At 35.6% G+C, this 3,181-nt stretch carries 4 protein-coding genes; 1 reads left to right on the top strand and 3 read right to left on the bottom strand.

Features of this window, described 5'->3' with window-relative positions:
• Together ftsH and rsfS are read right to left on the bottom strand one after the other, a co-directional pair.
• A partial coding sequence (ftsH, locus tag AACY61_RS11105) for an ATP-dependent zinc metalloprotease FtsH (protein WP_339611655.1) occupies positions 1 to 1,444 on the bottom strand: 1,444 nt, incomplete at its 3' end.
• Positions 1,445 to 1,461: 17 nt separating this feature from the next.
• On the bottom strand, positions 1,462 to 1,833 hold the full coding sequence (rsfS, locus tag AACY61_RS11110) for a ribosome silencing factor (protein WP_339611656.1): 372 nt from the start codon (positions 1,831 to 1,833) through the stop codon (positions 1,462 to 1,464).
• 90 nt (positions 1,834 to 1,923) lie between these two features.
• Here rsfS and AACY61_RS11115 point away from each other — a divergent pair, with 90 nt between their 5' ends.
• On the top strand, positions 1,924 to 2,658 hold the full coding sequence (locus tag AACY61_RS11115; RefSeq protein ID WP_339611657.1) for a biotin--[acetyl-CoA-carboxylase] ligase: 735 nt from the start codon (positions 1,924 to 1,926) through the stop codon (positions 2,656 to 2,658).
• Here AACY61_RS11115 and AACY61_RS11120 read toward each other — a convergent pair.
• Complete coding sequence (locus AACY61_RS11120; RefSeq protein ID WP_339611658.1) at positions 2,653 to 3,045, bottom strand: SRPBCC family protein; 393 nt, start codon at positions 3,043 to 3,045, stop codon at positions 2,653 to 2,655. The genes AACY61_RS11115 and AACY61_RS11120 overlap by 6 nt on opposite strands.
• Between the last annotated feature and the right edge of the window lie 136 nt (positions 3,046 to 3,181).

The raw sequence follows: 3,181 nt of genomic DNA on the forward strand, positions 1-3,181 counted from the left end.
CATGCTCTAACATCCAGCTTACGGTAGCGTGACCGGCCTCGTGAAAAGCAATGGCTTTTTTCTCATCGGGAGTGATGATTTTATTTTTCTTTTCAAGACCTCCAATAATTCGGTCTACAGCGTCTAGGAAATCTTGTTTGCCCACTGCTTTATTGCCTTTACGAGCAGCAATCAAGGCTGCTTCATTACAAACATTGGCGATATCAGCTCCTGAAAATCCCGGGGTTTGTTTGGCAAGAAATTCAAGGTCGAGGTTTTCCTCTTTTTTGATTGGTCTTAGGTGAACTTCAAAAATTTCTCTTCGTTCTCTTAAGTCAGGTAAATCCACATAAATCTGTCTATCAAAACGTCCTGCACGCATCAATGCTTTGTCAAGAACGTCTGCGCGGTTGGTGGCGGCAAGTACAATAACATTCGCATTGGAGCCAAAACCGTCCATTTCTGTCAAAAGTTGGTTGAGTGTGTTTTCGCGCTCGTCGTTGGAACCCGAAAAATTACTTTTTCCCCTGGCACGACCAATGGCGTCTATTTCATCAATAAAAATAATGGAAGGTGATTTTTCTTTGGCTTGTTTAAAAAGATCTCTCACTCGTGAAGCACCCACCCCAACAAACATTTCTACAAAATCTGATCCTGAAAGTGAAAAGAACGGTACTTTGGCTTCACCGGCAACTGCTTTTGCAAGTAGGGTTTTACCGGTTCCGGGAGGTCCTACAAGTAAAGCTCCTTTTGGGATTTTACCTCCAAGGGCTGTATATTTTTCAGGTGTTTTAAGAAAGTCAACTATTTCCTGGATTTCTTCTTTAGCACCTTCAAGTCCAGCAACATCTTTAAAAGATACTTTTACGTCTGTATTTTGATCAAATAAGCGAGCTTTTGATTTTCCAATATTAAAAATCTGGCCTCCTGGACCACCACCGGCGCCGCTGGACATTCTACGCATTATAAAAATCCAGATTGCAATTATGATAGCAAAGGGGAGAAGAGTGATTAAAATGTCACCCCAAACATTTGATTCTGTATCGTATACAATAGTGGTAGAAAGGTTGTTTTCTTCTTTGGTTTTTCTTAATTCATTTTCAAAATTCTGTAAATCACCAAACTCAAATTGATAGGCAGGAGTATTTGAAGAGAGGGGTTGATTGCCAACTTTTCTGATGTGAACTTCTTTCGATTTGCCTTCTTCAGTTAAAAAGACGCGTGCTTTATTTTTATTGACGATTACAACGCGCTCCACATCTCCTTCCTTGAGGAATTGTTGAAATTCAGCTGGGGTAGTTTTTGCGGGCTCAGACCATCCACCGCTTCCAAAATAATTAATTGCGATAAATGCAAAAATAATCATCGCATAAATCCAATAAGGACTGAATTTTGGTTTTAGGTCTTTGTTTTTATTGCCTTCGTCCTGTGGTTTCTTTTCTGAATTGTCTGTATTTTTTGCCATTAATTTGTTGCAATTTTTTAATAACTTGATTCGATTTTCACTGTTTTAGCGTCACCCCATAAGCTTTCAATGTCATAAAACTCTCTAATGTGTTTTTGAAAAACATGTACCACGATGTTTACATAGTCCATCAAAACCCATTCAGCATTATCTGAGCCTTCTATGTGCCAAGCTTTTTCTTTTAAGTTTTTACTTACTGATTTTTCGATAGAATTTACAATGGCATTTACCTGTGTATTTGACGTTCCATTGCACACAATGAAGTAGTCGCAAACTGTGTTTTCGATTGCTCTTAAATCAAGAATTTCTATATCCTGACCCTTTACATCTTCAATACCTTGAATAATTTGAGTAATTAATTGATCTGCTTCGTTTTCTTTTTTGGTCATTAAAACAACTATTTTTGCAAAGTTATCACTTTTTTGGTTTCCTGTAGCTTGTTGCTTTACAAGATTAACTCAATTTTTAGATTATTTTTTATGAATATAAACAAAATCAATGCCACGACCTCTACAAACACCTATCTCAAGAAGTTAATTAGAAATGACCAAACTTTGAATGAACTTGCTGTGATTGCAGAAAACCAAACTCAGGGTAGGGGGCAATTGGGTACTGAATGGCAATCACAAAATGGGAAAAGTTTAACGATGAGCTTACTTAAGAGGCTTGAGAAGTTACATGTAGAAAATCGTTTTTATCTTTCTATGCTGGTTTCAATTGCGGTTAAAAATGTACTCACATTCTACAACTTACCCGATATTAAAATAAAATGGCCAAACGACATTCTGTCAGTAAATAAAAAAGTGTGTGGCTTGCTTTTGGAACCTGTTTTAAAAAAAAATCAGATTAAAATGATAATTATTGGTATTGGATTGAATGTGAATGAAACTGAAATACCAGCATTACCAAATGCAGCATCTATAAAAATGTTGACCGGGAAGCTTATTGATATTGATAGACTTGCTTTTGAAATTGTAAATGAAATCAATAAACAATTTTTGAAGTTAAACAGTCATCCCTTTTCTGCTATCAAAAGCGAATATCAGAACAATCTTTATCAAAAAGACTTATTAAATACCTTTAAAGACCATTCAGGAATTGAATTTAAAGGTTTAATAACAGGCGTTTCAACTTCAGGTAAACTTCAGGTAGCTACTGAAAGTGGCTCAAGAGAATTTGATTTAAAGGAAATTAAACTTCTAAACAGATTATAATTTTGCCAAATTAGTACTCAGGGTTTCTAAAAATTTTGAGATAGGCCCTTTAATCATCATAGCCATCATCGCGTTAAACTCGCCTTCAAAGTGTAGTATTGCATTGGAAGTTTGTTCGTTTACCTCATCTATATTTGCTGTAAGGGTGAATGGAAGTTTATCACTAATAGCACCTAAAACAACTTTACTTGGTGGCAAAGATTCTTTGATTTCAAGCGCAATTTCTGGCATGCCTTTGAGGGCAAAAACAAAGGCATTTTCTCTTATCACTTCAAACTTACTAATGTTATCAGGCATGAGTTGTTCAAAATTTTTTACATCACTTAAAAAGGCTGCCAGTTCTGTAGCAGATTTATTTACGGTCACTTGATTGCTTTCCAGATTCATAAGGTTATTAATTTTTCCATTCTGCCGGATTTAATTTCCAGTCTTGAAGTGTTTGAAATTCTTTGGTAGAAATATAATTTAATTTTTCAGCTTCAGAAAGTAACATACTTTCTTCTGCACTATTAGAATTTTTTGA

Source organism: uncultured Planktosalinus sp. (assembly GCF_963973675.1).
Taxonomy (GTDB): domain Bacteria; phylum Bacteroidota; class Bacteroidia; order Flavobacteriales; family Flavobacteriaceae; genus Planktosalinus.

What these genes read in the sequence shown, in the direction of transcription:
- rsfS (WP_339611656.1), bottom strand. Translation starts at nt 1,833, where the DNA reads ATGACCAAAAAAGAAAACGAAGCAGATCAATTAATTACTCAAATTATT.
- AACY61_RS11115 (WP_339611657.1), top strand. Translation starts at nt 1,924, where the DNA reads ATGAATATAAACAAAATCAATGCCACGACCTCTACAAACACCTATCTC.
- AACY61_RS11120 (WP_339611658.1), bottom strand. Translation starts at nt 3,045, where the DNA reads ATGAATCTGGAAAGCAATCAAGTGACCGTAAATAAATCTGCTACAGAA.